The sequence below is a fragment of the Leisingera sp. ABM4_101 genome, from assembly GCF_056158725.1.
Genome location: NZ_JBSWTV010000002.1, coordinates 3711002 through 3732870 on the forward strand (window position 1 = coordinate 3711002; position 21869 = coordinate 3732870).

General features: G+C 56.0%; 18 protein-coding genes and 2 pseudogenes. 5 read left to right on the plus strand and 15 right to left on the minus strand.

The window, feature by feature from the left end; genetic code table 11:
• Window positions 1-62: 62 nt before the first annotated feature.
• Window positions 63-677: a DUF2059 domain-containing protein gene (locus ACXAEK_RS19270; RefSeq protein WP_475044380.1), complete on the minus strand. Its 615-nt coding sequence runs from the start codon at window positions 675-677 to the stop codon at window positions 63-65.
• Between the two features lie 378 nt (window positions 678-1055).
• Here ACXAEK_RS19270 and ACXAEK_RS19275 point away from each other — a divergent pair, with 378 nt between their 5' ends.
• Window positions 1056-1268 (plus strand): NUDIX hydrolase, encoded by a 213-nt coding sequence (locus ACXAEK_RS19275; RefSeq protein WP_475044382.1) that lies wholly within the window; start codon window positions 1056-1058, stop codon window positions 1266-1268.
• 2 nt (window positions 1269-1270) lie between these two features.
• On the opposite strand, the pseudogene ACXAEK_RS19280 reads toward ACXAEK_RS19275, so the two are convergent.
• Window positions 1271-1764, minus strand: a pseudogene (locus ACXAEK_RS19280) (transposase); the annotation flags it as partial.
• 184 nt (window positions 1765-1948) lie between these two features.
• Between ACXAEK_RS19280 and ACXAEK_RS19285 the strand changes: the two are divergent.
• The 4 genes and pseudogenes from ACXAEK_RS19285 to ACXAEK_RS19300 all read left to right on the plus strand — a co-directional run.
• Complete coding sequence (locus ACXAEK_RS19285; protein ID WP_475044384.1) at window positions 1949-2779, plus strand: hypothetical protein; 831 nt, start codon at window positions 1949-1951, stop codon at window positions 2777-2779.
• Window positions 2776-3282 carry a hypothetical protein gene (locus tag ACXAEK_RS19290; RefSeq protein WP_475044386.1) on the plus strand — a complete coding sequence of 169 codons (507 nt, stop codon included), beginning with the start codon at window positions 2776-2778 and terminating at the stop codon, window positions 3280-3282. The genes ACXAEK_RS19285 and ACXAEK_RS19290 overlap by 4 nt, the downstream gene beginning before the upstream one ends.
• Entirely contained in the window at window positions 3279-3539 is a 261-nt protein-coding gene (locus ACXAEK_RS19295) for a hypothetical protein (protein WP_475044388.1), read from the plus strand. The genes ACXAEK_RS19290 and ACXAEK_RS19295 overlap by 4 nt, the downstream gene beginning before the upstream one ends.
• A 313-nt stretch (window positions 3540-3852) precedes the next feature.
• Window positions 3853-4977: pseudogene (locus ACXAEK_RS19300) on the plus strand (IS3 family transposase); the annotation flags it as partial.
• A gap of 817 nt (window positions 4978-5794) precedes the next feature.
• Here the strand turns inward: ACXAEK_RS19300 and ACXAEK_RS19305 are convergent.
• The 13 genes from ACXAEK_RS19305 to ACXAEK_RS19365 all read right to left on the minus strand — a co-directional run bounded on the left by ACXAEK_RS19305 (window position 5795) and on the right by ACXAEK_RS19365 (window position 21855).
• On the minus strand, window positions 5795-8791 hold the full coding sequence (locus ACXAEK_RS19305; RefSeq protein ID WP_475044389.1) for a calcium-binding protein: 2997 nt from the start codon (window positions 8789-8791) through the stop codon (window positions 5795-5797).
• A 124-nt stretch (window positions 8792-8915) separates the two neighbouring features.
• Window positions 8916-9560 carry a sugar transferase gene (locus tag ACXAEK_RS19310; RefSeq protein ID WP_475044391.1) on the minus strand — a complete coding sequence of 215 codons (645 nt, stop codon included), beginning with the start codon at window positions 9558-9560 and terminating at the stop codon, window positions 8916-8918.
• Between the two features lie 26 nt (window positions 9561-9586).
• The gene (locus ACXAEK_RS19315; RefSeq protein WP_475044393.1) at window positions 9587-11641 is read right to left on the minus strand and encodes a GumC domain-containing protein; all 2055 of its coding nucleotides are present in this window, start codon (window positions 11639-11641) and stop codon (window positions 9587-9589) included.
• A 4-nt stretch (window positions 11642-11645) separates the two neighbouring features.
• A complete protein-coding gene (locus ACXAEK_RS19320) occupies window positions 11646-12488 on the minus strand; it encodes a glycosyltransferase family 2 protein (RefSeq protein ID WP_475044395.1) in 843 nt (280 codons plus the stop codon).
• Entirely contained in the window at window positions 12485-13027 is a 543-nt protein-coding gene (locus ACXAEK_RS19325; protein WP_475044397.1) for a glycosyltransferase, read from the minus strand. The genes ACXAEK_RS19320 and ACXAEK_RS19325 overlap by 4 nt, the downstream gene beginning before the upstream one ends.
• A 28-nt stretch (window positions 13028-13055) precedes the next feature.
• A complete protein-coding gene (locus ACXAEK_RS19330) occupies window positions 13056-13571 on the minus strand; it encodes a UDP-N-acetylglucosamine--LPS N-acetylglucosamine transferase (RefSeq protein WP_475044398.1) in 516 nt (171 codons plus the stop codon).
• A gap of 95 nt (window positions 13572-13666) precedes the next feature.
• Window positions 13667-14866: a glycosyltransferase family 4 protein gene (locus ACXAEK_RS19335; protein ID WP_475044400.1), complete on the minus strand. Its 1200-nt coding sequence runs from the start codon at window positions 14864-14866 to the stop codon at window positions 13667-13669.
• Window positions 14863-15903 (minus strand): glycosyltransferase family 2 protein, encoded by a 1041-nt coding sequence (locus ACXAEK_RS19340; RefSeq protein ID WP_475044401.1) that lies wholly within the window; start codon window positions 15901-15903, stop codon window positions 14863-14865. The genes ACXAEK_RS19335 and ACXAEK_RS19340 overlap by 4 nt, the downstream gene beginning before the upstream one ends.
• Window positions 15824-17131 carry an O-antigen ligase family protein gene (locus ACXAEK_RS19345; protein WP_475044402.1) on the minus strand — a complete coding sequence of 436 codons (1308 nt, stop codon included), beginning with the start codon at window positions 17129-17131 and terminating at the stop codon, window positions 15824-15826. Before ACXAEK_RS19345 ends, ACXAEK_RS19340 begins: the two co-directional genes overlap by 80 nt.
• Before the next feature lie 2 nt (window positions 17132-17133).
• A complete protein-coding gene (locus tag ACXAEK_RS19350; RefSeq protein ID WP_475044404.1) occupies window positions 17134-18111 on the minus strand; it encodes an acyltransferase family protein in 978 nt (325 codons plus the stop codon).
• Window positions 18108-19427 carry a Coenzyme F420 hydrogenase/dehydrogenase, beta subunit C-terminal domain gene (locus ACXAEK_RS19355; protein WP_475044405.1) on the minus strand — a complete coding sequence of 440 codons (1320 nt, stop codon included), beginning with the start codon at window positions 19425-19427 and terminating at the stop codon, window positions 18108-18110. Before ACXAEK_RS19355 ends, ACXAEK_RS19350 begins: the two co-directional genes overlap by 4 nt.
• A complete protein-coding gene (locus ACXAEK_RS19360; RefSeq protein ID WP_475044407.1) occupies window positions 19364-20608 on the minus strand; it encodes an oligosaccharide flippase family protein in 1245 nt (414 codons plus the stop codon). The genes ACXAEK_RS19355 and ACXAEK_RS19360 overlap by 64 nt, the downstream gene beginning before the upstream one ends.
• On the minus strand, window positions 20602-21855 hold the full coding sequence (locus tag ACXAEK_RS19365) for a polysaccharide pyruvyl transferase family protein (protein WP_475044409.1): 1254 nt from the start codon (window positions 21853-21855) through the stop codon (window positions 20602-20604). The genes ACXAEK_RS19360 and ACXAEK_RS19365 overlap by 7 nt, the downstream gene beginning before the upstream one ends.
• Window positions 21856-21869: the final 14 nt, after the last annotated feature.

Genomic DNA, 21869 nt, shown 5'->3' on the forward strand with positions numbered 1-21869 from the left:
AATTAGAAAAACGGACATGTTCCGCCACAGTATTTTGCCGGGCAAATCTAACAAGCGCGATGTTATTCTGCGTTGCGCAAGGCTTCTGCAACCACTGCACGTCGGCTTTCATCTGTAAACGCCATCACATCTTCCATTTCTATGATGTCGGCGATCCGTTTCGGCGAGAAAACTGCGCGCAGATATTGGGTTACGGCATCCCCCTTGGCTTCCACACTTGCTTCTAACTCAAGCAAATGTTCAGCAAGCGGTACGCCCGCACCTTCAGTAAAAAACGCAACATTAGAGGTGAAAGTAACAGGCGTCACGCCCCGCTCTAACAAGACGCGCCCCTCGTCTGTGCGGTAGAAGTCTGCCAGGGCGGCGATTTCTTCGGGCGTCAACACCTCTTGGTAGACGGCGGCAACGTTCCCACGGATTAATTTAAGAATTTCAGCATCAAAACCGCCTGCCAGTTCCTCCCAAAACCGGTCGGAGTTTATGATTTCAGCACCCAAGTCCGCAAAGCCCGGTTGCAGTTTCGTGTAAATCTCTTGTCTAAGGTTTGTCACCTGTTCTTCTGCATCTGACCAACGCACATGCGCATCTGCAACAAAGGCAGCGTCCGCAGCCGCCTCCGAAAGTGCGGAAGTTACGGTCCAGAGTAAAAATAGTGCAGCAATAAGAATTTGTTTCATAGAGCCAGGGTATTACTGGTTCATGGCGGAAATTTGACGCCATGAACCGAAGGCTATATTCACCCTTGCCCCAAAAGCAGATCCTCGCTTGTGCCCCGGGGGAACTCGCAGCATTCGCTAAAGCGAGCATCTCCAGGTGCGTCAGGAATGCCCGCTTTGTCCCGCCACCCCTATCGTTCGTTGGGCATGTTTTGAATGGCCGCAAAGCGCCGTTCGCGACGTGCTGCACACGCGAAGACCTGGCATGTGATCAAAGACTGCTATGGGCTCATCCCTCCGCCTGTCAGAACCGTAGCAGAAGGCGGGGTTGAGCCTCAACTTGCAAGAATGCTGCGTTGCCGCCAAAGTCGCCTTTTCAGAGATTGAATAGGCACTGGAATGAGTACCGATTGGCAAAGGGCAGCAGCTTATGTCGTTGCAGTTAACACCCAGCAACAGGTTCTGTTGACGCAATTTAGTAAAGTGGGGCATCCGAAGTCGGGGGCTTGGACTTTGCCGGGTGGCGGCATGGAATGGGGCGAACAGGCTCACGAGACAGCACTACGTGAACTACGGGAAGAGACTGGCCTAACGGCAGATATCGGCCCTTAGCTGCCGTATTGCCTGGCCAGTTCAATCATGTCCACCACGAGCCGGTCACGCACCATTGGGCTCGAACCAATGGCGCCTTCAATGGCTCGTTCTTCCCGGCTTCGCGGTTGATACCTTTGTGTTGATCGATGCTGCCCCAGCACCCGGCAGATCCGGCGTTCCGACACTTTCATCTCGCTGCGTATCAGCTCGATGCAGGCGCGCCGACGGGCGGGGCTCAGAAGTTTCCCCGGGCCGCCTCCTTCAGGATGAGTTTGTCCAAGGTCAGGTCCGAGACGGCTTTCCGCAGCCGTTCGTTCTCCTTCTGAAGCCGTTTGAGTTCTTTCAGTTGGTCGGTTCCCATCCCGCCATACTGTTTGCGCCAGCGGTAGTAGGTCTGCTCAGTGATGCGCACTTCGCGGATCGCATCCACGCGCTGCATCCCCTGGCCGACAAGCACATCAACCTGCCGCAGCTTCTGAACTATTTCCTCCGGCTTGTGCCGCTTGTTCGCCATTCTCAGTCCTCCGTTTCCTAAACATAACGGTGGACCAGTTCAGATGGGGCATTCCAAGGGCGCCTACGTTCCTTTTCGTACATCACTATCCGTCTAGATAGGTCACTCTAAACTTTTGATCTCTCGCCCAATCATGACTTTTGCAACATTCTGCACAAACCCCTATGCAATCAAGGTGATCTGAGTGACTGCAATAAGTGGAAATTTATTTTCTCTAAGGGTGGAAAACAGAATTTTCGCCAAGGTATCGATCATATTTACTTTGGTCGGAGTGATTGCAAACGCTCTGCTGCCAAAGATGCTAGGGGCGGATCAAGATCAGTTTGGCCTTCCTCATTTCGGAATTAGCAAATTAGTTCTTTTCTGCGCAGTGCTTGGCCTCATTCGACTGCTTCAGACATCACGGCCGGTTGATTTGATACCTGTCCTGGTTCCTGCCGGGGTTGGAGCAGTGTTACGCAGCCCTGACGTTGCATGGCTTGGCTTGGCCATTTCGATGTTCATCGTGCTTGCGTGTTCCGATTTACCTTCAAAATCCAAGGACGGAGCTGCGATTTTGCTCGCAGTAGGCTTACATGCGCCGCTTGTGTCCATTTTTGGTTTTTTTTTCGGAAGCGACCTTCTAGCTCTCGACGCTCAATTGGCTGCGGCGCTCTTGTCTCTGTCAGGAAATACTGTTTCAGCCAACGCGGCGAGTTTGTCTGTTGAAGAGGGAATGGACCTGGTTCTGGTTTGGCGTTGCGGCGTTCTAGGCAACCTGTCGATCGTATTGCTGACCTGGTACTCAACGGCGCGTTTCGTGCTGGGGCGCGTGCCGCTTAAAGCTCTGATATCTGGAGTCTTGGTTGCAGTAATCGTAATTTCGTCCAACGTGCTGCGAATTTCAGGCATGGCTTTGAGCGTCGAGGCCTACGAATACTTGCACGCTGGCCAAGGCGCCACGTTACTGCGTCTCGTCACTATGTCGTGCATCGCGCTGGTTATCGCACTGAACCTCAGGAAACTCCAAAGATGATACGCAGGGCTGCCGTATTGGCGCTACTCCCCTTAGCGGGCGCTTGGTTGAAGGTTGCCTACCCTGCAACGTCAGATTTCGACCGTGCTCAAAGTATCAAGTTGGCGGAACATGTATTGGAAACAAATGGTCTGCGCCAAGATCTGAGTTCGGACATCTCAATCAGCGGTTACAAAGCCGCAGTTGTATTCGGTCCTCAACAAGAATGCAAAGGCGCCCTGATCGTCGCACCACTTCCTCCAACTGCACAAAACTTTGAAACGGTCGTGGCCGGATTTGAAGATGCGGTTGCATATGAAGGCTTCATCTACCGTGGTGAGTACAGCGAGGTGTACCCCTATCTCCGTATTACCTTGTACCGAATTCTCAATGTGCTCTACCTCAGCGGTCCGGATAACAGCGCATGGGTCAAAACCGTCTTCGCATATCGGGAACTCGGCCCCTGCAAACTCGCTCAAAAAGTAACTTGGTCCCTAGAAACTGAAAAGGAGAACTCTCTATGAAACGCCTGCTTGCAATATCCGCTTTGTCTGCAACAAGTTATGCAACTTTCTTCGGTGCGGCTTTTGCACAATCCGCGACTGCTTACAACAATGCAAACTGCAATGCGAGTTTTCTCAGCTGCTCCGGCGGCGGGAACGCCGCCCCGTTTGGCGAATTGGGCTCTGGCGGTCTTGAGACACTGTTAATCGCGGCTGTAGTCGCCACTTTTTCCTGGCGCTTGGTCATGAGGCATTTGCGCGGCCATAGTTCGCATTAAGTGCTGCTAACCCATGCCGGGCTGGTAAGGGGCTCCTTGACAGCAAAACACAGCAAGGAGCATTCTTCCGGTCACCGACCACCGGGAAAACCCTCGCAACTGGATGAGCAGCCACTTAAATTGAAACGATGGCAAAGGTAGCACATGCAACATCTGGACCCGAGCATAAAATCCAATGACCGCTTCGGGCTGTTCCCAACTTTCTGCGCCTGGGAAGATGAGTCCTATGATCAAGGTCCGCTGTGGGCTCCATCCTCTGGAATACCCCATCTGAACTGGTCCACCGTTATGTTTAGGAAACGGAGGACAGAGAATGGCGAACAAACGGCACAAGCCAGAGGAAATAGTTCAGAAGCTGCGGCAGGTTGATGTGCTTGTCGAGCAAAGAATGACACGTGTTGATGCGGTCCGGGAGGTTCGCATAACGGAGCAGACCTACTACCGCTGGCGCAAGCAACGAGCCATTGAAGGCGCCATTGGTTCGAGCCCAATGGCGAGTGCGGGATGGGAACCGACCAGCTAAAGGAACTCAAGCGTCTCCAGAAGGAGAACGAGCGGCTGCGAAAGGCCGTGTCGGATCTGACGCTGGACAAGCTCATCCTGAAGAAAGCCGCACGGAGAAACTTCTGAGCCCCGCCCGCCGCCGAACTTGTATCGAGCTGATCCGTAGCGAGATGAAGGTATCAGAGCGCCGGATCTGCCGCGTGCTCGGGCAACACCCCTCGACACAGCGACACCGTCCAAGGGGCCGGGAAGAATGAGCCTTTGATGCGCCATTGGTTCAAGCACAATGGCGAATGAACGGCTGGTTGGCGACATGACTGAGTTGGCCCGGCAATACGGCAGCTACGGCTACCGGCGCGTTGCTGTGCTGCTGCGATATTCAGGCTGGCAGGTCAGTGATGGTCGGATCGAGCGGCTGTGGCGGCGGGAGGGGCTGAAAGTGCCACCGAAACAGCCAAAGAAGGGAAGGCTATGGCTGAACGACGGGTCATGCATCCGGTTGCGGTCCGAGTATCGCAACCAAGTCTAGTCATATGATTTTGTTCATTGCCGAACCGACGATGGGAAAGCATTTCGCACACTGAACATTCTGGACGAGTTCAGCCGTGAATGCCTAACGATCCGAGTGAAGCGGAAACTCAACTCGACCGACGTGATTGATGCCCTGACGGACTTGTTCATCCTCCGCGGGCCGCCGGCATTCGTTCGAAGCGACAATGGGCCGGAGTTTGTTGCTAATGACGTGCGGGCCTGGATTGAGGCTGTCCGGGCAAAGACCGCCTTCATCGAACCCGGAAGTCCCTGGGAAAACGGGTACGTTGAGAGCTTCAACGCCCGGATGCGGGACGAACTGCTCAATCGCGAGATATTCTTTTCGGTGAAGGAAGCGCAGATCATCATCGAAAGCTGGAGAAAACACTACTACACAAAACGAAGAGAATTTCTTAGGATCAGAAAGCATTGCAATACCTGAGAGCCAAATGGCGACCAACAGTTTCAGGCACGCCTTGACCAGTCTCCTAACCAAATCGGTTTCTCCATTGTTGGATGTAGCCGATCGATCTGGGATCGTCAGCGCAACAACCGCTCCGACCCCAAAGCGAACTTTCATTGTTGAGCAAACGTTGTACGAATTTTGAAGCGGCAGATTAATAGGAAAAGGGATATGCAAACAATGCGACCAGAAATACTTCGCGTTACTTATAATGGGATTATGAAAATCTCGCGGTTAGGTGCAAGGAATTTTTCATCAGGCACTGAAACCGCCACTGCATCCTTTTCTGATCCCAAAGGTTAATTGGTCATGAACCTTGCAGCCTCTTTTGGACATCGGGGGTGGTTCAGAAATTTTTTCCATAGGCAGCATTCTGAAGAAACCGCATAATCGTCTTGCGAAGCTGGCGGTTTTCCTCGTTAAGTCGTTTGATCTCTAGCCTGCTTGAGCTGTTAACTTCCGCCCGTTGCAATTCCACTATTTCAATTGTTTTTCCGGTACAACTACATGAACGAAGAGAGATGTATTTTCTGACTTCTTTCCCACTACGATGTTGAACTTGTTTTGACTGAATGATTGTTTCAGATCGTTGATAAAATCGGACCTTCATCCTGCCTCCTCTTGAAGATAATTCAATCTCCATATCCATTTTCCAGTGGTTCGCGGCACTTGGGAATACTTACACACAGCAAATACCTGCCATGCTGGTTCTGCAGATCAAGAAACCTTTCCAGCATGACAGCCCATGCCTTGGCTGTTAGCCATCAAGTAGAAAGAAATCTATTTCTGATGCAGTGTCCTGCGTAAGGCCACTGAATAGAACTTCGTCTTCCTGCCCGTAAGATAGGCTGATACCATTTGTTCCGTTGTGCCAAGTCAGTTCACCAGGGCTGACGCCTAGCAAATGTATGACATCAGTTGTCACGTCGAAATCACCGATCACGTCTTGTCCGTCGCCTTTGCGGAACTCAAAGGTGTCAGCTCCGGCTCCTCCGTAAAGCAGGTCGTTCTCTCTTCCACCGGACAGCAGGTCCGCGCCCTCTTCGCCGCTGATCGTGTCAAATCCTGCGCCTCCAGCCAACTCATCGTCGCCTGTGCCGCCGTGCAGCTTGTCCATTCCGGCGCCGCCGTGAACACTGTCGCTTCCCTGGCGGCCATTAATGTGGTCGTTCCCCGCCATTCCTGACAAAGTATTGCTGCCTGAGTTGCCCAGAAGGCGGTTTGCACTCGCATTTCCGGTCGCGTTGTAGTCAACGCTGCCGAATAAAAAAACATCCTCGACATTTTCTGACAGCGTCACATCCGCTTTGGCATGCACGACATCATGGCCTTCGCCGTCAAATTCTACGATTGTGTCGAGAGAATCTGAAACTTTGTAGGTATCATTTCCGGAACCGCCGTAAGCGGTATCGGCGCCGGCATTGCCTGACAGCAGGTCATTGCCCGCACCGCCGTACATGACGTCGTCGCCAAGACCGGGGCAAAGTGTGTCGTTACCCTCACCGCCATGGACGATATCCGCTCCTGCGCCACCGTGCAGCTTGTCGTTTCCCGATTGTCCCCAAAGCAAATCGGCGCCATCATTGCCATGCAGCTTGTCGTGTCCTTCGCCGCCATAAACAGTGTCGTTTCCTGCTCCTGCAATCAGGTTGTCGTTCCCGGACCTGCCATCAACAACATTGTCCTGCTCGTTTCCAACAATCATGTTGCGCAGTTCATTGCCAGTACCGCTTGTTGCAACTGACCCTTTTTGAAGCCACAGGTTTTCCAGGCCGCCGCCTAGCGTGTAGTTGACCTTCGACTTCACAGTATCGGTGCCATCCCCACCGGCTTCAGAGACCACATCGTCAACTTGATCCACAAAGTAGATATCATTGCCTGCGCCGCCATACATCACATCGGCGCCAGTCCCGCCATCAAGCACGTCGCGGCCTGCTTCGCCGTAGACCACGTCATTTCCAGATTGCGCGCGGATGAAATCGTTACCGGAACCGCCGTAGACATCGTCATCGCCAGCACCCGCGAAGATCTTGTCGTTGCCTCCATATCCAAGGATGACATCATCCGGTCCATCTGATCCATCGACTTGGGTGCCATCTTGATCGGTGAACCCAACAATGTGATCACTCCCGGCAGTGCCTTGGACGGGTGAGGTTTCAATAATCAGGGTTGCGGTGTCCGAAATTCCGGCTTCACTCTCAACAGTATAGGATATTTCTGCGGTGACGTCGCGCGGTTCACCGGCAGGCGCAACCTCAAGCAGCCCGTTGCCGAGGTAGGTTGCTGTTTCTCCATTTGCCAGAGTGAAAATGTCGCCGGTACTGACTGCGGCCCCGTCAATATGGGTCAGTGTCAAAGTTCCGCCCTCAGTCACCTCGTCGTTCGCGAGCAGGTCGACCGTCATAGCAGTGCCTTTTGCGGCAAACTTCAATGAATCATCTTCAGCTACCGCAACCGATAGCACCGGCGCCCGCAGCAGGACGGTCGACGTGGTATCAATACCAAGGAACGGATCAAAACCCCGCGTGTCCATGGCACCATCGTTGCTGTAAACTTTTGGCGCTTGCGCAAGGAGCTCCATGTAGAGCGCGCCACCTTCACCAGTGGTTATCCGGTAAAACCCGCCAGCACTTGGCGTTGTGCTGTCCAGATCATGATCCGTGTTGTTCGCACCTGCATAGATGTTACCATCCGCATCCACGATGGTTGCGCCGTATGCGCTTGCCGGAATACCGGGCTTTACTTCGCCATCCACAATTGTTCCAGCAAGGGGTTGGGATGTTACAATCGGTTCACCGCCCAGGCTCACTTCGGAGATGTCGATGGACACCAGCACCCCTGCGGCGCCGTTTGATCCTTCATGCGCAACGCCGAAGAAAGTTTGACTGCCCGCATCATACGCCAGGTCTGCAAGCCCGCGGGTTGGGATACCCAGTGCAGGCATCTGAATGACGTTGGACACCAGTGCGTCGTCTGCGCCGGTTTCCGACAAGTCATAGACTACCGCGGTTGTCAGGTTGCCGCTAAAGGTCCACAGATTGCCTTGGTCATCAACGTCTCCAATGTAGGAACCCATGATGCCTGGAGACACCTTGTAGGTGGCACCGGTGGCGTCCATTGCGATGACATCATTTCTTGCAATCACGTTGCCACGGGCATCTGTTCCGTCAGATCTGGCCAGACCATATATCAGATCGAACTCGCTAGCGTAGCCAATAGCGTTTACATTGACTGCGGCAGAGGTCTCGGTTTCTGTATAACTGTTTGTTTCCAGATCGAATTTGACGAGCTGCCCATTTAATACCTGGTAGATGAAGTTCTGGCCCGGTGCGAAGGCATCGACCGTCGCCTCACTGCCCAGGAAGCTCACCGTTTTTTCGTAAGATGGGATTACGCCGGTGGTATCCAGCGACCCGTCCGCATCCGACGAGTTATCCAGAATCCTGAATTCGAGTTCGGTAGCCTGTCCGGTGCCAGTCAAGTTGAAGGTGTATGTTTCGAAAATCCCGCCCTCGTGAACAAAACTCCCGATGCTTTCGCCGCCAAAGACAACTTCGATTGTGACGCTTTCGACATTGGCAGACAGGTTGGCCGCCAAGTTGAATTCCAGCTCGTAGGGGATGCTCTCAGTCGTTTCGACCGTTGTCGATAAAACCGGGCTTCCACCTTCATCGACTTCCCCTTCCCAGTGATCCGAGACGGTGTATTGCCCGAATGTGAGTTTTTCGTCGGTATCCTGCAGCAGGTTGGTCATGTTCATTTCTTTCCCTGATTGTTTGGCCTGAGGCCGGCGCCGAAGGTGCGGACTTCGGCAGGTTCAGCGGTATGTGCGGATAGTGCGTCCAACGCGCTACCGCCTTAGATCGCCGGAGCATCAATCAATAGGCGCCCCTCCCGTCCCAAACGGCGCGAAAAGTCCGAAATAAGATGACAATGTCAGTTCTGAGTGTGCAGTTGCGGACATAGGCCAGGTCCAAATCGATCATTTCCTCGAACCCTACTTCTGCGCGCCCAGAGACCTGCCAAAGTCCCGTGATGCCAGGCAGAACGCGGTGGCGGAGATGCGCCCGCTCGGGGTATTCCGCGACCTCCTCAATCAAGGCGGGGCGCGGCCCGACCAGGGACATTTCACCTTTGATTACATTGAAAAGCTGCGGCAGTTCATCCAGGGACCAGCGGCGGAGAAACCGGCCGACACGAGTGATCCGGGGATCGTGTTTGATCTTCAGGCACAATCCTTCGCGGTCGCTTAGCTCCGCAAGCTGGTCTCTGTGCTCTTCCGCATCCTGAAGCATGGACCGGAACTTGATCATGTTGAACGGGTTGCCGTCCAAGCCGACCCGCCTTTGCACAAAGAAGACAGGACCGTGGGAACTCAATGCGACAGCAGCAGCGGTCAGAACGATCAGCGGCCAGGTGACAGCCAAAGCCGCCAGGGAGAGGGTAAGATCGAGCAGTCGTTTCGAACTCACACCAGTCCAGGCGCGGGCTTGCTTCGGGGTTTCAATAGATGACAGCGTCATTGGCAATCTCCGAAAAAACAACAAACTCAGGTGGGAACGGCCAGCCACGGGTCGCTGGGCAAGGCCTTGCGCATGACGGCCACGCCCCCATGACGTGGCAGGCCGTCCATTCGTTCGATTTGGGCTAAAACCGCGTCTTTCTGGTCAGCAGGCACCATGGCAAGAACGCCGACGTCAGACGCGGATAGAACAAACTGGCTGGATAAGCGGCCGGTCAGGCTGCCGGCCGAAATCACCACGATGTCAACAGAGCGCACCAGCTTCTCAATGGCCTCGCGCACCATCGGTGCTGAGACGGTCGTGTCATTCAGATTGCTCTTCGGCCCGTCCGGCAATTCCCAGACGCCTGCTTTGCCCTTCTCGACAGTGACTTCCGGGACATTGCCGGACAAAAAGCTTCGCCAGCGGTTGGCGGACGCTGATTGGGAGGTCTGAGCGATATCCGCTTCGATGATCAGCGCGCTCATGCACGCCCGGGCATAGCTTTCTGCAAGAGCTCGGGCCAATTCGATGGTTGGCCCTGCCCCGGCCCGGGTCACAGCGATTACCGGAGCTTTTCCCACCAGCCGCGGCTTGCGAAGAGGATGCAGCTGCAACTCGTTGCGCAGCAGATCTGCAGCATGCTGGTCGGCGTCTTCGGCGGCCGAGACCTGCAGAACCGGCAAACGGTGTTGCACGGGTGCCAGACTTTCTGCAAACCGCAGCCGTCCGTCTTTGAAACCAAGGATAAGAGACAGGACGAAAGCCAGGCCAGCCCCTCCGGCAAGACCTGACGCAGCCAGCATTTTGCGGCTATCGCTCACCGGACCGGCAGGCATCGAAGCCGGCGACATCAGAACGGCGTAGCCGGGGAGCGAACGCCCGGATTTAAGCTTGATCACCTCAAGGGCGCGGCGCGTTTCCGCAAGCAGGTCCTGTGCCTCGTTGATGTCATGTTCAACCTGGTCCAGCTCGATGCGTCGGCGGTTCAGATCCCGGGCTTCAAGCCGGGCAGCTTCCAGCTGGCTTTCGACTTTTGAAAACAGACTGCGGATTTCGGTGACGCTGGTGTCGTTTCCTTCTGCCGAAGCATTTGTCAGCGCACCGGTCTGACCCAGCACCCTGATCTGTTCGCGCCGGTCTGCGAGGGCAGTTTCGATGACAGCAATTTCATCAATCAGCGCCTCTTCCTTGAGTTGGAAGCGCATATTGCTTTGGCCGTTGTAGCCGGCTTGCAACCCAGCCAGCTCGCTCATCAGTTTGGCACGCTCAAAATTGAGGTCGGCCATTGCCCGGTCCAAAAGCGTGGCCCGCATGATTTCCTCGTCAGAGGTGTCTGCAGATGCTCCGCCGCTGCGGGCTTCCAGCGCCGCAAGTGTGGCTGCAACTTCGGCTTTGCGTGCTGCAAGCCCGTCAATTTTGGCGAGTTTCTCTATGTGGGCCTTCGTTATCGCGTTTCTGCCGAACTCGCCGCCGACCTCCAGCTGGGTTGCCCGAAGCCTGGTAAGGCGCAGCGCAAGCTCTTCTTCCCGGGTGCGGAGTTCGGACAGGCGGACTTCCGATCGTGCGGCTTCTGCCTCGGTCTTCAGCTCAAGATATGAGGTAACAACGGCATCCAGTTTGTTCTGCGCGAAAGCTGCAATCCGGCTTTTAGTTATGAGCACTATCAAGCTGTCGGACCGCTTGATCTCAATTGAACCCGACAGGTCAGAGATGCTCATGGATCCGGCAAGCTCAGGCATCTGAGACGAAAGGAATTGGGCAGCCCGCAACATGACCGGGGGGGACGCTACATAAGTGGTTTCTGCCTTTACGAAACTGTCGAATGTCTTCAGAACCGATCCATCTCCGGTGGCATACAGGATGTTGGATTCCTGGGGAAAAACTCGGAGAATGGCCTGCGATTTATAGAGCCGGACACCAGAACAGAAGCCCGCAGCTGCCATCACCGAACCGAGAAGCAATGCTTTGCCGCAAGTACGTTTCCAGCGCCCTCTCATGATTCGGATTACACTATGAACCGGGTTTGGCTCGGGGGCCTCTTCAGCTGCAAGGTTTTGTTGCTGAAGACCCTGGATATGGGCGGACGCGGTTAAGACCATTGCGTCACCCGGCCGCTCGCGAGGAAAGATCGCGCTCCCAGCGCAGAGAGGTGGCTTGCCCCTCGCACATCAAGCAGACCCTCACCCAGCACATTACAAGCAAAAAGAAAGCTATTGGCAGAGTGTCCGAGCGCGATACCAGTGCGCGGCGCAGCATTTTCGCCATGCTTTTCTGCTCCGGGCTGGACATGCCAAGCTTGGTAACCTGGTGTGCCCCTCTGATGCTGCGCCGTCTAACCCTAATAAGCTCGGGGAGCCCAAAGGGGGCCCGAGCCGAAAAGCTGCAATCAGGCACGAAGGCAACTTCCTGTCCGCCGAAACTCCGGCGGATGTATTCGTCATCAGCAGTGATTTCGGGCAAAGGAAACACACGTGCAGCGCCTTCCGGCGAAAGCGCAAACAGACCGCCGAATTTGCCCTGACTGAAATAGGGGTTTGACCGCCATCCCTGATAGAAAATGCGCACGGCGGCAGAGGATTCAGACGTTATGACCTCCATCTTGCCGCAAGAGGCCAGCGCGGTTCCGCTGTTCAGTGGTGCCAGCAAAGCTGTCAGCGACTCGGAAGTCACATCCAGATCTGCATCCAGGCAAACAATGGGCGATGATTTACAGGATGCTTCAAATCCAAGGTTGAGAGCATGACATTTCCCGCGGTGCTCCGTCTCGATGACCTCCGCATGTGGCATAACTGCACGCGCCCGCGCTGCTGTGGCATCTGAACAGCCGTTTGCAATGACAACAACACGGAAATCATCAAGCCGGAGTCCTTTGGAAAGATACCAAAGAGTACGCGCGATGACCGCTTCCTCATTGTGCGCGGGAACAAGGATCGTCGCCTTCCTCATGCCGCACCGCTTTGATCTGCGGATTTGGTAGAAGGCGGCTGAGTTGGCCGATTCCAGACGAAATCCCGGATTGTACGCAGTAGCTGCTCCAATTCGGGCGCTTCATTGGAGGTAGTGGATGGAGCCAATTCGAAATTGCAGTTTAAGGCCTGGTCCAACTCTTTACGTAGGGCCACGCCATCCTGCACGACGGTGACATTGGACAGTCTTGCCATCTCCTTCGCAGTGTCCTGCTGATGATCCGTGCGATGCTCGTTGAACTTCAGTCGGCGGGGCATCAGGATGAGAGGTTTGCCTACCTCAGCAGCCGAAAGAATGGTGCCCATTCCCGCATGTGCAACAATTAGCCGGGCCCGCTCGAAATAGTCTCGAAACTCAACCAGGCTGAGACTGGAAACTGTTTCGAGATGAGGAAAGGATCCGGAGCTGTTGCCTGTCTGGGCGAACACTGGGGTGTTTGGATTGTGAGCCGCCCAGCTGTCCAGGCTCGTAAGCATTCGGTCGAATGGCAGCTGTGTGCCAACAGTAGCAAAAATCATTGCTCAAACCTCACTCTATGGAATGCGTTCAGATCAAAGCCCCTTGGTATTCTGCGCCGGTTTCTTCGGCGACCTTGGGCCACTGAGACAGCACTCGGTCGGCAACCCCGAGTGAGAGGCCTGCCGAAATCGACAGCTTCCGGGCATTTGCAATCGAGTCGACAAACATCGTCCGCGCACCAAGCATTCTGGCCAGCCGGATGGCGACAAAGCCGCCTGCTGCGCCCGTTGACACCACTGCGTCTGGTCGAATGCGCAAGACCAGCCAGGCCAAGCGAAGCACACATGCGATCAGACGAAGGGGGGTGTCCTTGTTAGCATCTGGATAAACATGCACGTGGTTCGTGCAGGCGTTTTCGGCTGCTGAAGAGTCAGTTGTCGCATAGTGGACTTCCGCGCCATCGAACGCCGGGGAAAGATACTGCAACTGAACCCAGTGGCCTCCGCCTGATGAGACTGCTAGGACAACGGGGCGCGAATGGTCGTGTCTAAGCATTTTGGTGCTCCCAAGTTTTCTATTGCGTTCTTGAGACCACCGTAACATTTGGTAAGTATTTGATTTAAATTGTAAAAAGAAGTCCCCCTTGAATAATTAGGTGAGGCCCACCTATACTCTTGGATACAATCTGTTTCTTTTTGTTATGTCAGCACGTCTTTATAAATATGGACTAGCCGGGCGGCCTTCGCCTCCCAAAGTCCCTCAAGAAGGACTTTGCTTCTTGCGTTAGCACCAAGCCTGTTGCGGATTGATGGCGAAACTGTAAGACGCCTCACGGCTGAGGCGATTTCAGTAGCAAACTCTTTCGGTGTCGTAACAGGGATCCGGATCCCGCAGCCATCATCTACGATCCAGCCTGGCCCGCCTCTGTCTGCAGTTATCACTGGCAAACCATGACGCATCGCTTCATACAGCACGCCACCAGCCGGCTCGCGAAAGGACGGGAAGCAAAAGACATCATGGGTAGCGTACAAGTGCTCAACCTCTTCCCTCGAAACCTTGCCTAGAAACCGGACGCGGCCAGCGACCCCTAGCCGGGCAGCTTCCGCGCGGCACGGTTCCAGCTCTTCTCCTGCGCCCGCGCTGGTCAAGGTGATACCTGGCAGATCCTTCAGATGCGCAAGCGCCCGCACCGTGTCCCGCAGCCCTTTGGTCCGCACTGCGCGCCCCACATGCAACAAAGAAAGACGGCCTGGCATCTGATCCCGCATCTGTTCTGGCTCTACATCGTCTATTCCAAGTTCGAGTACAGGTTCGAACCGCTGCAACGGGACATCACTAAGGATATTCTGAACATATGGGGCAACACCAAGCACACAGGCTGCCCGGGCGTAACTTGTGCGCAGCCAAGGGTCATTGCGGAAGCGAAACGCGTCAAGTTTCCGGAGGCGGGTAAAGAAAGGCGCGCTGGCAGCCTCCGCTTGAAAGGCTGCAGGTGTGCCGAGTGTCCCTCCTAGCGGACCGATGAGATACGGAATGCTGAAGTGTCGCAACGGAGAGGGATAGCGGGCAGCTTGCGGCATCAGTTGATGGGCTATGTCAAAGCGTTCGCCTGCGTTACAAGCGGAAGCAATCCAGTTACGCACCTTGTGAGCAAACACTGGCCAAGCGGGTTTGAGCATTGCATTAAGGCGCTCATGCTTCAGGGCCCACGACGGCTCGGGCCAGGTCACTACCCTTGCCCCTGGCAATTGAGCCGCCACTCTTTGGCGCCCGGGCCTTTGAAAAGTCAAAACAGTCAGATCTGTCAGGGCACACAATGCCTGTGCCCATTTGAATGCTACGTAGGCTTCCCCCACATCAGTGGCGTCAACATTCGGGGCAATCAGCAGAGTCTTCATGATTGCCCCACCTGTTTTTTTCCGGATGGCCAGGCTTTGGGCAGGTCTGCTGCAACGGATAGAAAGTGGTGGGCGCGACCCTTGGCTCCTTTTCGGTTTGCGAGGCTTAAGACAGACCAAAGCAGAGCTCTGGACAGGTTGTGAAGGCAAAGGATTGCAAAGCAGATAATCCCTGCCGCCAGCCCACCATGCTTCCGATGCAATCGGGTTGTTCCCTCTGTCATCATGACATCCCGCTTGTGGTTGAGCTTGCCGACAGCTCCGCCGCCAAAATGCGTAACTTCCGGGATTGGGACAAAAACAAGCTTCCAGCCTGCACGTCCAAAACGGTGGCACCAATCAGTTTCTTCCCCATAGAAGAAGAACGTCTCATCCAGCAGACCGACATCGGCTATTGCCTGGCGGCGGACAAACATTGCCGCGCCCGAGATCACATCAACATTCCGCTCAGAGGAGCGGTCCCAGCCGGTCATCCTGTACTTGTCCCATCGCGCGATCCTAGTTAGGCCGAATGCCTGCATCGTCAGGAACGTCAATGAAGGAAATGCGCTGCAAGACGGCTGGACTGTGCCATCCGAATTCAAAACCCTTGGGCCGATCACACCGGCGTCAGGATGTGCGTCCAGCCATGCAACCGCTTCGGTTAGAACACTGCCATGCACCAGCGTGTCGGTGTTCAACAACATTACATAGCGACCCACGGCTTTCTTGAGAGCGACATTGTTACCCGCGGCAAAGCCGAGGTTCTCATTGTTCTCAATGAGGTGAACGCGGGGAAATTCAGCACGGACCATATCTGCCGAGGCATCGCTGGAAGCATTGTCAACAACTAGTACTTCAAGCTTCAAGGAGCCGCTCCCTGCCTCGACGGATTGCAAGCAATCACGAAGCAAACCCCGGGTATTCCAATTTACAATGACAATTGAGAGATCCATAGCAGTGGCCTTCCTGAAAGGGTTAAAACAAACACTGCGGCCGCGCTCTGGAGACCGTTGAGGGAGTGTGAAGCGGTGGCCGGGTCCTCCTGGGGCGCGCATCTTGCAGCCAGGCGCCTGCACCTATGAGAAAGAAAAACAAGACAAACAGGGCATTCCAAAGATGGACCGTTGCAGCGGCAACGCTGATCCCGAATAGGGTAAATGCCCAGGCATGCCGGGCCCGGCGCCATTCCGCAGGCAAGCCCTTGCGCCGCCCAGCGGCCCAAATCAGGCCAAGCATCATTCCGACCAATAGAAAGAAAGCTGGCAGACCGTAACGTACAGCTGTCACCAGCCAGAAGTTGTCCATGCTGTCTGACATCCATGCCGGGCGCTCCCAATCTCCCAGGCCAATCCCGAAAACGGGATGCCTGGCGACTTCGGCGGTTCCATACTCAAACAGCAGAATTCGGTTGTAGGCGGACTGTCTGGAAAAGGTGAAATTGTTCACGAAGACGTGGAAGGGCGTTTTTGTTGAAAAAAGGTCAATCGCAACATAGGCCAACGCCATCAGCGAAAAGAGGGCGGCCCAGCGGCCTTGCACGCGGCTGAATGCTCGCTCCCAAATGGCGACAAACCCTTGCATCATCATGACCAGATAGGGGCCGCCTGACGCGGAAACAAAGGTTGCAAGGCCAACACCGAACACCTTGGCCATGCCCCCCAGATTGCTGAACCTCCGTTCTGCGACCACAAAGTAAGCCAACGAGAAAGCGGAAGCGCAGAACACCCCGTAGAGGATCGGGTGGTCGAAGGGGCCAAAAGTGCGTTCGATACTCATTCGCGGCTCAATGAAGGGCGCCCGCGCACCTCCGAACGCACCTGAGATACTGTCGTGCAGTATGTGAATGCCGGTCAGCGCTTCGGGGATTGTGAATATGAGCATTGCAACCACAACAGCAACATAGGCGCGTGCCACTGCGGCAAAGTCTTCATAGGACCGTATGTACAAGCGGCCGACTAAATAGGCACCGGCGCATTCCACAAAATAGATGCCGCCGGATTCAATTCCTTGCCCAAACCCGCCCCATTTGATCAGTGCGATTACGGCCCAAGTGCAGTGCAAAAGGAGCAAGATGTCGAAAATGGTGATCCGGCCCCGCTGTCCCGACAACAGCTGGACAAGCATAGGAAGGAAGATAACGATCAGAACAACCCGGTAGGCAGAAAGCCGCAGCCCGCCAAGGTTGAGCGAGACAGCCGTTGGCAGCATGACGGCCAGGAAAAAGACCACAATCTCGGTTGGAACGCCCATTATCCCGCGCGATGATGCAAGCTTGGCTGCCATGATTACACCTGAACGCGCCGGCGAAGCGTCATCGGGGCTTCGACGAGATGCCAGCTCAGAAAGGCGAAAGGAAGTGTTGCAGCAAGGCTGAGGATGGCTAGCTCAACCGGCCCCGTGCCCGGCAGAATGTGGATCGCAAACTGCGCAACCGGCCAGCCGTAAATGTAGAGGCCATAGGAATAGTCTGCGTGCAGCTTAATCTGCGGCAGGCAAAGTGCTGTTGCGAGCATTGCAAAGCAGACAGCCCCAATGGACCAAGCTCCAGGAAGAACCACTGAGGCCAGGCTAGCCGCGGCAACAAGTGTGGGGTTTATTTCGATGCGATGGCGCAGGCGGTAGACGGCCATGCCCAGCAGAAAGGCGTAGAACAAGGGGACGAACACCGTAAGGCGCCCGGGTAAATGCCCGCCCCACAACGTTGCAGCTCCGGCGGCCAGCGCCAGCCCTGCAACAGCCAGGGCATGGCGAACCAAGCCAGAAAGGACGAGCAGGACACAAAGGCCGTAGGCCGTCACTTCATGAAACAAGCTCCACAGCGGGCCGTTTACAACGCCGGGATACGGATTTTCCGCAAAGGCTCCCGGGATCTGATGCTCTATCGACAGAAGAGTAAAAGCGCGCAGGAACCAAATGGCCGCTTCATTCGCCTGGGGCGCAGCACCGCTGGCGCATGCCAGTGCCAACGTGGTTAGCAAAGCCACTCCTAGTCCGGGGAAAATCCTTTTGGCACGTGCTTGCCAAAAGGTCGGCATCGTCTTGCGCTCGGCGCTTCCAGTTACCAGCAGGCCGGACAGGAAGAAGAACAACAGTACAGCCCACCCGCCAAGTGAACGGCCTGTGAGCTGCTCCAGTGGCTCTGGTGTGCCGGGACCAAGTGCAAGGGGCCAGGCATGGCTCACGATAACGCAGCCGGCCAGACCCAGCCTGAGAACATCCAGATTGGACGTCCGCCCTGCGGAGAGGTGAGCCGCCAGCTTCATTTCTGAACTTCCGAGATAGTCACTTTGCGCCACAGACGCTCGCGCAATATGCGTTTCCAAGTGCCGAAAACCGACTGGAATTTCTGTTTCAAGGGCAGCTCCATCCACAAGGAGAAGAGCGGCTGGCCCAAGGTTCTGGGAGCGCGCAGCCCCACGGCACGCATGGCTAGAGACCGCCCCCAGACCGCCCCATGCGTGTTCTTCAGATTGGGCTGAGCGCGTGCGATCACATCGCGGGGTCTTGGCTCTGCTACGAGTGCTTTGGCCTGTATGGCCGCTTCGATGAGTTCTTGCCCCCGCCTGGTCCTGGCAATGATCAGTGAACGCCCTTTGTCCTGTTCGCCGCAAGGGGGGGAGTGCCATGGATCACCCACCGAAATATCTGCAAATGCGCCCGTATGATCCGAGCAAATCCGGCAGCGCCAGCGGCGCTCCGATTGCAGATACTTGCCCCAGCCTTCGGCATAGGCGATGCTTTTACTTGTATACAGGATGCCTTGGGTATCCTGCCATTTGGCCCGCATCATTCCTGGCCAGCCATTCCCGCGGTAGCGCAAGTCGACCAGTTTGGCGTTCTTGGGGACCTCCAGCTTGTCCAAAAGCTGTTCCGTCGCCGTCAGGTTTGGAGCCCCGGCGCAGAAAATCGAGATCGTCAGCGGAATTCTGGCCGCGAAATCAGCGTGGAGCTGCTTGGCCTGATGCACCGACGCGACATCGCATGGCTTACCAATGAACACGACTTGGTCATTGCATGTAGCTATTTTGCCCAGCAATTCAGCTGGGCTTGCCTGAGCATAGCGTGACCCGGTGCCTCGCATCAGCCCCTTACGGTCCTTGCTGATTACGGCTTCATTCAAGCGCGGGTCATCCCGCCGCGCTGCGATATGAGCCACCCCGTCAGCAGTGCCCATCGCCAGCGCATGGCCGGCCAAAGCTGTCACCGCACCGCCCGATGACCCTTGGCGCCGCATTTCTGGATCGCTGGACCAAGCCTCCCAGGCGCCTAGAACAGGACCCCAGTCTGCATCGATACCATCATCCCGCTTCAGCTCAGACCAATCGCTAAATGCTCCCGCGCAAACCGCCAGCGCCGACTTCGCGGCCTGCCGTCCCTCACCGGAGTTTTCCACAACCGGCCGCCGTCCATGCACCGGATCCTCAATCATCCGGATCGCGTTGGGGAAGGCCCCTGCGCAGGCACCGCAGCCGGTACACATGTTGCCTGCAACAATCGCGGAGATTGGATCGGTGCTCATGCGTAAACCTCCTGTCTGCCTGCAGGTTTGAACGTGGGCCGGGCCAGCAAATACGCGCACAACGAAGCTCCGACTTCTCCAAGAGCGGCTGCCGCAGCAACTGCTGAGAGCGGAAGTCCGACTGCAGCAAAAACAGCCGCTGGGATGATCGCCAGGGCCCGCACCAGATTGGCGCGCGCCGGGTCCCCGGTGCGCCCGGTAGCAATGGCAAGCTGAGAATAGGGGGTTCTTAGGATGCGGAACCCGGCGGCGATCCCCAAGGCCAACGCCAAAGTGGAGTCTGGCCGAAAGCCAGCGCCGTAGACAAGCCCAATGCCGGTTGGGGCCAGCAGGACAAACCCCGCTGCGATAGCTGCGGCGAGCAACATGTGCAGTGCCAAAACCGGCTGCCAGGTCTTAGCTAGTGCATTGCGGCGGATGGAAACGCGAAGACTCGGCAGGACCAGAGACGAGGCCGCGCGGCCGGTAATTTGCGCCGGCAGCAGCGCCAGTTGCAGTGTTACGCCGTACAGTGCCAGTGTTGCCCAGTCGTATGCTTTGGAGACGATAATCCGATCCGCATAAAAGGTAACAAACAACAGCACTGCGTTCGAAACCAGCGGAGCACCAAAGTGCCAAATACGCAGGAAAGCGCTGGCAGAAAAACGTACAACATACGGCCTCACGGCAACCAGGTGGGAAAGGCAGGCATACACCGCAGCATGAGCAATCAGAACAGCCGGCATCGCCCTATGGTCCGCCAAAAAAAGTGTGGACGGCAGCACGCAGATGATCATCGCAACGGATGCGCCGCCCTCGACCAGCGCCATCGGTTTGTAGCGGAACAGGCGTTCACTTCGGCGAAAATCCAGATGGACCATCCCGCGCAGCGCCGGGACGGCCGCCAGCCATGCATAGGCTGTCGGCGAAGGCCCACCACTGAAAACCGCGGCAAGGATCGGTGCTGCAGCCAGCAGAGCGAACGCTGCAATCAGCCCCCTTGCAATGGCAACGCCGTGCATCTTTGATTGAAAGCGGTAAGTGCCGCCGTCATCGGCCTGCAGCATTAGCCGGTCTACACCCACGTCGCTTGCCATTTCCGCAAGTCTGACAGTAAGGGCCAGTATCATCGCTTGGCCCAGCTCGCCTGGACCGAGAACCCATGCAAAGACCACTGAGCGGCCTAGCGCGGCTGCTTCAGCCAGGATTGGTATTGCCCATACCATCGGTTTTCCGGATGAAGCCCGCGCTGTGCTCAGCATGCAATGCCTGCCTGGCGGGCAATCACACTCATCTCACGGTAGGCCCGGGCCTTGATCCCTTCAATGCGGCTGGCAAGATCAAGCTTCAGGATGCCCCGGCTGGAAAAAGAGGCGGCAGCTCTGTCGGCCACCTGGCGGGCATCGGCAGAGCGCAGATCCACAACCTCTTCGCCAATGCCGCACTCGGCAAACACCCCTTGCGCCTTGTCTGTGTAGCCCAGCCCAAGGGTTGGCACCCCGGAGGAAAACGCACCGATTGTTGCGTGCATTCGTGCTCCGGCGAACCAGTCCAGTCGGGACAGCACCCACTTCAATTCCATTGCGTTCAACTGGTCTTCCAGCACCAAAACACGGCCATCTCCCAAGACGCCAAGCCGTGTCTTTAAAGCCTGTGCGGCGTCCAGATCACTTTCTGCGTCACCGCCGGGACGATGCACATGCGGGATTAGCAGCAACCGAAGATCTGGATGTTGTTTCAGCAATCTTTGCGACAGCGCAACGGTTTGGTTGGTATGCAAGTCTCTTAAGCCAAAGTTTTGACGCGCCGCCTCCCTGTCATTGCACAGAAGACCGGAAACATTCAGCCCCGCCAGAGGGAAATTCCTGGAAGCTTGGAGCCAACTTGAGACAGACGATTTCAAACCGATTGGCCGTGCCTGAGGTAAAGCGACTGCGACGTCGACCCCCAGGCGGTGCCGGTCCGGATTGAAGTCAGCTCCCAACGCGTCCAGAAGGAATTTGAAGCTGAGAGTGTCTCGCACCCAGACAGCGGAGGCTGCGCGCAGAACAGCAACGGCTTCTGCTTTGAATGCTGGGTTAGAAAATGGGCCAAGTTTCTGCGGTAAGAGAATGAGCGGCACACCGGCGTTCAGCGCCAAGCGCTTGGTAAGGATCATAGCGCGGAACCGTTTGGGACCGTAAACATCCGTGAAACTGTCGCCGCCAGAAATATCCAAAACTGCACGAGATCTTGCGACCGTTCGTGCAGGCGCGTTCGGGCCTCCACCTGCACGCGTCCAAACATGGGCCGCACGCAGGTTATCTCCGCGCCAGAAGCGACGGCTGTGTGTGAGGCCAACTAGATTGACCGTCGCATGGCCCCAATCTGCCTGCCGCAAACCGCGCCCATGGTCGGCAACCGTAATTTCAGAGGCACCTCGGCGCGCCAGACCTGACACGGTCGCATGGCAGAGCGCGCTTACACCCTGGTTTCCGGTGTCCGGAGCTGCGTTTAAAAGTGTAATCATGATAGTCCTCAAAG